The 6,601-nt window shown below is 72.7% G+C and carries 5 protein-coding genes; 3 read left to right on the top strand and 2 right to left on the bottom strand.

Going from position 1 to position 6,601, the window contains the following annotated elements:
• The first annotated feature begins 322 nt into the window (after window positions 1-322).
• Window positions 323-784, top strand: coding sequence for a cyclic nucleotide-binding domain-containing protein (locus tag G3I40_RS33280; protein ID WP_164306329.1), 462 nt, complete (start codon window positions 323-325; stop codon window positions 782-784).
• A 112-nt stretch (window positions 785-896) separates the two neighbouring features.
• A complete protein-coding gene (locus G3I40_RS33275; protein WP_164306328.1) occupies window positions 897-1,601 on the top strand; it encodes a response regulator transcription factor in 705 nt (234 codons plus the stop codon).
• Between the two features lie 33 nt (window positions 1,602-1,634).
• Here the strand turns inward: G3I40_RS33275 and G3I40_RS33270 are convergent, their stop codons facing one another.
• The gene (locus G3I40_RS33270; protein WP_164306327.1) at window positions 1,635-3,365 is read right to left on the bottom strand and encodes a GAF domain-containing protein; all 1,731 of its coding nucleotides are present in this window, start codon (window positions 3,363-3,365) and stop codon (window positions 1,635-1,637) included.
• Window positions 3,366-3,440: 75 nt separating this feature from the next.
• A complete protein-coding gene (locus G3I40_RS33265; RefSeq protein WP_164306326.1) occupies window positions 3,441-5,819 on the bottom strand; it encodes a LuxR C-terminal-related transcriptional regulator in 2,379 nt (792 codons plus the stop codon).
• A 305-nt stretch (window positions 5,820-6,124) separates the two neighbouring features.
• Between G3I40_RS33265 and G3I40_RS33260 the strand changes: the two genes are divergently transcribed.
• The coding region (locus tag G3I40_RS33260; RefSeq protein WP_164306325.1) for a SpoIIE family protein phosphatase at window positions 6,125-6,601 on the top strand (477 nt) is incomplete at its 3' end.

Here is a 6,601-nt window from a genome sequence, read left to right as displayed (position 1 = left end):
GCCGTCTCGTCCTGCGTCGGGTCCTGGACCGCCGGCGCCTCGCCGGCTGGGCGCGGGACTGGCGGCGCGTCGCGCCGGACGGGGGACCCCGCCCGCCCTGAGGCCCTCGGCCTTCCGTGGCCGACAGGCCCCCTGGCCAGAGCCGTTCGGCCCCTGGCCGCCCGGGCCCCGGGCGGCCATCGTCGAGGTATCGCACGACGGCAGTCCGGACAGTGCGAGGACCGCCGCCAGGGCCATGCGCCGACCCACGCGGCCCAGGTGGCGGACCCACCGGAGGGAAGGGTTCCCGGCCGTCGTGCGCGCCCCCAGAAGGAGGCAGCCCATGACCACCACGGCCCCGCGCATGAGTCAGACCCTGCCCGACGCACACCGCGTCAGGCTGCTGCGCATCGCCCGCGAGGTGGCCTTCCCGCAGGACTGCAGGCTCTTCGAGGAGGGCTCGCGCGCCGACCGCTTCTGGATCGTACGCAGCGGCAGCGTCGCCCTCGACATGCGCGTACCGGGACAACGCGCGCCCATCGTCGAGACGTTGGGGCGCGGGGAACTCATCGGCTGGTCCTGGCTCTTCCCGCCCTATGTGTGGCAACTCGGGGCGCAGACCGAAACCCCGGTGCGCGCGCACGAGTTCGACGCCGTCACCGTGCGGCTGCTGTGCGCCTCCGACCCCGGCCTCGGCTCGTTCGTCGCCCAGTGGGTCGGTCAGGTCCTCGCCCACCGCCTGAGCGTCACCCGCTCCCGGCTCCTGGACCTGTACGCGCCGTACGGGGCCGGCGCGGTGGCATAGGCCAGGACGGGGAGCGTGCGTCCTTCCGCCGGGCCGATCGGGCCCGTTCGGCCCTGGCGGATCATCCCCTTCGGCCCCAGGATCTAGGGACCATCACATCCGAGGGGGACGTATGGCCCAACCACGTGACTTCTCCGCGGACCATCCCATTCGCATCCTGCTCCTCGACGACCACGAAGTGGTCCGCCGCGGTCTGCGCGACCTCCTCGGTGCCGAGCCCGACATGGAGGTCGTCGGGGAGGCCGCGACCGCCGCGCAGGCGCTCGCCAGAGGGCCCGCTCTGCGTCCGGACGTCGCCGTGCTCGACGTACGGCTGCCGGACGGCGACGGCATCACCATCTGCCGTGAACTGCGGGGCATGCTCCCGGAGTTGACTTGTCTGATGCTGACGTCGTTCGATGACGACGACGCCCTCCTCGACGCCATCATGGCCGGGGCGGCCGGATACGTGCTCAAGCAGATCAGGGGTTCCGACCTTGTCTCGGCCGTGCGTACCGTCGCCTCGGGACAGTCGATGCTCGACCCGGCGACGACCGCGCGGCTCATGCGCAGCCTGCGCGGGCCCGAGTCCGACGGCGCGGCGCCGGCGGACTCCGCGGCGGCCGACGGCGCGATCGCCGAACTCACCGAGCGGGAGCGGGACATCCTCGCGCTCGTGGGGGAGGGGCTCACCAACCGGCAGATCGGGCTGCGGCTGTTCCTCTCCGAGAAGACCGTGAAGAACAACATCTCGCGGCTGCTGGCCAAGCTCGGCGTGGAGCGGCGCATCCAGGCAGCGGTGCTGGCCAGCCGCCTGCCACCGCCGCGCACCCGGTAGGCCGCGCACCTGGTAGGCCGCCCGGTATCGCCGTCAGTGCCCGATCTTCAACGGCACGTGCCAGGTGAGACAGGTGCCGCCGCCCTTGCGCGCCGCGGTCGACAGCGTGCCGCCCCGGCCCGTCGCGCGCGCCGCCAGATTCGCCAGGCCGCTGCGATGGGCGTCCGCCGCGTCGGTGATGCCGATCCCGTCGTCCTCCACGCTGAGGGTCAGCGCTTGGCCGCGCACCACCAGTGCCACCTCCGCGAGGGACGCGTGTGCATGCCGGGCCACGTTGGTCAGGGCCTCGCCGAGCACCGCGAGGACGTCGTCGGCGACCGCCCCCGGCACGTCCACGTCGATCAGTCCCTCCATGCGCAGGGACGGCGTGAAGCCGAGCACCCGCGCCGCCTCCTCCACGGCCCGTACCGTGCGCACCCGCAGGCCGGCCACCGTGGGCGCCGCCTCTTGCTCGCGCAGGCCGAAGATGGTGGAGCGGATGATCTTGATGGTGGTGTCCAGGTCGTCGACGGCCCGCACCAGCCGCTCGGACGCCTCCGGATGCTGGACGAAGCGCTGCGCGCTCTGCAGCGTCATCCCGGTCGCGAACAGCCGCTGGATGGCCAGGTCGTGCAGGTCCCGCGCGATGCGGTCGCGGTCCTCCAGCAGACTCATCTGCTCGGCGTCGCGCCGCCGGTCCGCGAGCTCCAGGGCGAGGGCCGCCTGTCCGGCGAAGCCGACCAGCGGTGTCAACTCGGCTGCGGAGAAAGGCAGCCGCTCCGCCCGGCGGGCGAGCGTGAGCACCCCGCGCACGGCGGAGTTCTTGCCGATGGGCACGGCCACGGCGGGGCCGAGGCCCTCCCAGCGGGCCGGCTGGTACGTGATGCGCGGGTCCTTGCGGACGTCGTCCGAGGTGACGAGTTCGCCGGCGGCCAGCGCCGCACCCGCGAAGGTGCCCTTGCGCGGCAACGTCACGTTGTGGTGCGCCGAGGCCTGCTGCCCGAGCGCGAGCGTCTCCCGCAGTGCCTCGGTGTCGGGGGTGACGAGCGCCACCAGGCCGAGATCCGCCCCCGCGATCTCCCGCGCGCGCTCCACCATCAGCCGCAGGACCGACGTCTCGTCCGTGCCGGACAGCAGGCTCCCGGTGAACTCCGCACTCAACTGCAGCCAGCGCTGGCGCAGTTGGACCTCCTCGTACAGGCGCGCGTTCTCGATGGCGACGCCCGCGGCGGCGCCCAGCGTCTGCAGTACGGCCACGTCCTCGTCGTCGAAGTCGATGCCGCCGCGCTTCTGCGTGAGGTACAGGTTGCCGAACACGTCGTCGCGCACCCGGATCGGGACGCCCACGAACGTGTGCATCGGCGGATGGTGCGCCGGGAAGCCGGACGAGGCCGGGTGGCTCGCCAGTTCGGGCAGCCGCAGCGGCGCCGGATGCCGGATCAGCTCACCGAGCAGCCCGTGCCCGGAGGGCAGATCGCCGATCTGGGAGCGCTGGTCGTCGCTGATGCCGACCGGCAGGAACTGCGACAGCTTGCGCCGGTCCTCGCCGATCACCCCGAGCGCCCCGTACTCCGCGTCGACCAGGACCACTGCCGCCTCCACGATGCGCCGCAGCACCTGGGAGAGGTTCAGCTCCTGGCCGACCGAGAGGACCGCCTCCAAAAGGCCCTGGAGGCGGTTGCGGGTGCCGCGCACGGCGTCGATGCGCACCTGGAGTTCTTCGAGCAGTTCGTCGAGTCGCAGCCTCGGCAGCGGCCCGGCCTCCCGTGCAGCGTCGTCGTCCATCCGGCCTCCGCGGGCCCTAGTTCGCTCGTCCCCGCTCTCAAGGTAGCGGCTGGGGCGCCGCCATGACCTGCTTCGTCACACTTCGGACGGCGGAACCGAGCCCTCCGCGCCCTGCTGGGCGTGCAGAGCCGCGATCTGCGCACGGGAGGTGAAGCCGAGCTTGGTGAGGATGTGCTCCACGTGGGAGTCGATCGTCCGCTTCGACACGACGAGTTCGGCGGCGATCTCGCGGTTGGTGAGGTCCTGACTGACGAGTGCGGCGACCTGTCGCTCGCGCGGCGTCAGCCCGTCGGTGCATCCCGCGTGCTGAGGTGGCACGTCCGGTGCGGTGGCCGAGTCGTCGGCGAGGGCCAGGTCCACCACCGCGTCGAGCGGCAGCAGCCCGCCCTCCCGGAACGCGTCGTGATATCCGTCGGCGCCCAGCGCGGACCGGGCCCGGTCCGCTGCCTGCGCGTGCAGGTCGTGCAGCACCGGTATGCCGAAGCGGGCCTCCTTCGCGGACCTGCGCCACAGCGCGTCGGCCGCGCCCTGCAGCACGGCGACCCGCTCGAAGCGGCGCAGTTGCGCCGCGTACCAGGCGAGCCCCTCCATGAAGTGGGCCAGGCCCATCAGGTCGTGCAGCACCGCCTTGCTGCGCAGGCCCTCCCGTGAACACGCGACGGCGGCCTCGTGAGCGCCCTTCAGCCACAGCCCGACGCTCTTGACCCACAGCGCCCAGCCCCGCGCCCACTGCTCGCCCGGGTGCGCGGCGCCGCGCGCGAGCGAGTCGTCGCACCAGGCGATGCCCTTGTCGTGGTCGCCGGACAGGATCAGCATGAAGCCGCCGTAGAAGCCGAGCATCTTCAGCCCCGTGTCGTCGCCGAGGGCCGTCATCCGGGAGCGGGCCTCGTCGAAGTCGTCGGCGCAGCCCTCCATCAGGCCGAGGAAGTAGCGGCGGTGCGCCTGGAAGGCGAGGGTCCACGCGGCACCTGTCCAGTCGCCGATACGCGTGGCGACGGCCTCGGCCTCCTTCAACAGGGCCTCGTTGTGACCGCGTTCCCCCTGGATGTCCATGTACCAGCTGGTCAGCCAGAGCGCCTTGACCCGTACGGGCGTCTCGTCGCGGCAGCCGTCCAGCGTACGCCGCAGCCAGTACCGTCCCTCGGTGAGCAGGCCCGTGGTGTGCCAGTACCCCCACAGGTCCGTCGCCAACTGCAGCCCCTTGCACGGGAGTCCGGGGGAGGTCGTGCAGTACTCCAGGGCGGCGCGGATGTTCGCCCGGTCGCGCACCAGCGTCCGCAGCAGGGGAATCTGCGCGTCGCCCGTCCACTCCTCGTCGAAGCCGCGCGCCACCTCCAGGAAGTACCGGAGATGGCGGTGGCGCGTGTGCTCCTCGCCGCCGAGCGCCACGAGTTGCTCCCTGCCGAACTCGCGGATGGTGTCGAGCATGCGGTAGCGGGTGCCCTCAGGCGTCTCGACCCGGATCACGACCGACTTCTCCACCAGGCCGATGAGCGAGGTCAGTACCTCCTCGACGGGCAGTGCCTCGCCCGTCGCGGCGGACCGGTCCCCGGCGTCCGCGCACACCGCCTCCGCGGCCGGGAGGCTCAACTCGCCCGCGAACACGGACAGTCGGGCCCACAGCAGCCGTTCGGGACCGGTCGACAGCTCGTGGCTCCAGCCGATGGCGGTACGCAGCGTCTGGTGGCGCGGCACCGAGGTGCGGCGCCCGCCCGCGAGCAGCCGGAACCGGTCGTCGAGGCGGGAGAGCATCTCGTCGAGGGAGAGCACGCGCAGTCGGGACACGGCGAGTTCGATGGCGAGCGGGATGCCGTCGAGGCGCCGGCACAGGGCCAGCACGTCGGCCCGGTTGTCGTCGCCCACCGTGAACCCGGGCACCGCCGCCGACGCCCGGTCGGCGAACAGGGTAAGCGCGTCGCAGACCTGCTCCGTACCGAGGGCCGTGGGCTCGGGCACCCGCAGCGGACCGATGCCGAGGAGGTGCTCTCCGGGCACGTCGAGCGGCTGTCGGCTGGTGGCGAGGATCCTCAACCGCGGTGCTGCGCGCAGCAGTTCGTCGCACAACAGCGCGCAGGCGTCGACCAGGTGCTCGCACGTGTCCAGGAGCAGGAGGAGTTCGCGGTCCTCCAGGAAGTCGGCGATCACCTGGAGCGGGGGCCGGGCCGTCTGCTCCGGCAGGTCGAGCGCCGCGGCGACGGTGTTCGCGAGCAGCTCCGGGTCGCTGAGCGCGGAGAGTTCCACCATGTGCACCCCGGCGGGGAAGTGTGCACGCAGTTCGTGCGCGGCCCGCACGGCGGTGCGGGTCTTGCCGACGCCGCCGGGACCGGTCAACGTCACCAGCCTGGCCCGCGTCAGCACCTCGGCCACCTGCTCCAGCTCGCGTCGCCGACCGACGAAACTGGTGGCCTCGGCGGGCAGTTCACCCGACGTGCGGCGGCCGGAACTGCGGTTCATGAGGGGTCTCACTCCGTACGGTGCGGGTGGCGACGGCGAGTCGTGCGCCGTCAGGTTAGAAGGCGGGGCCACCGCCCCGGCGGCTTCACCGGATCACCGCGCACGCGGGGGCGGGAAGTGGGAGACTGCGCTGTCCCGTGCGGCTCGCACGCCCCCTGACGGGGATGCCTCGGGCACATTCTGTGCACACTTCGGGGAATCGGTCACACAGTGCGCCCGGATGACTACACTTCCCGGACATCGCACCGGCCGTACGTCGTTCGTCCGCCGGAGCCGTTTGCCCGGCTCTCCCCCGGAAGGCCCACATGACCACCCGCCCGCGCACGACCAGCTCGCTCCCGGACACGGTCGGCACGCTGAAGGTCAGTGCCCGTCGCCTGTCCTCGGGCGCCGGGCACGACGGCAGCGGCGGCGACGTGCACGGCGTCGTCGACACGCCGTTCGGCACCCGCCTGCTCATCGGCGACGTCATGGGCAAGGGGCCCGAACTGTCCCGTACCGCCGACTCCGTACTGCAGGCATGGCGTCAACTGGCCTCTCAGCAGCGGTCGTTGGAGGTGCTCGCGGTGCGCCTGCACTCGCTGGTCGCCCAGTCCGACGAGCCCGACCGGTTCGTCACCGCCACCCTCGTGACCGTCGCCCCGGACGGCTCCGCCGAGCTCGTCTGCTGCGGTCACCCGCCACCCCTGCTGTTGCGGGACGGCGGCGCGGTGCCCGCGGCCGTGCCCGCCCCCGCGCCGCCGCTCGGCCTGCTCGACCTCGCCCACGGCTGGTGCGCCGCC

Source organism: Streptomyces sp. SID14478 (assembly GCF_010548525.1).
Lineage (GTDB): Bacteria > Actinomycetota > Actinomycetes > Streptomycetales > Streptomycetaceae > Streptomyces.
This window is presented reverse-complemented; position numbering and strand designations above follow the sequence as displayed.

Coding starts and splice junctions, on each gene's coding strand:
- G3I40_RS33280 (WP_164306329.1), top strand. CDS start 323: ATGACCACCACGGCCCCGCGCATGAGTCAGACCCTGCCCGACGCACAC.
- G3I40_RS33275 (WP_164306328.1), top strand. CDS start 897: ATGGCCCAACCACGTGACTTCTCCGCGGACCATCCCATTCGCATCCTG.
- G3I40_RS33270 (WP_164306327.1), bottom strand. CDS start 3,365: ATGGACGACGACGCTGCACGGGAGGCCGGGCCGCTGCCGAGGCTGCGA.
- G3I40_RS33265 (WP_164306326.1), bottom strand. CDS start 5,819: ATGAACCGCAGTTCCGGCCGCCGCACGTCGGGTGAACTGCCCGCCGAG.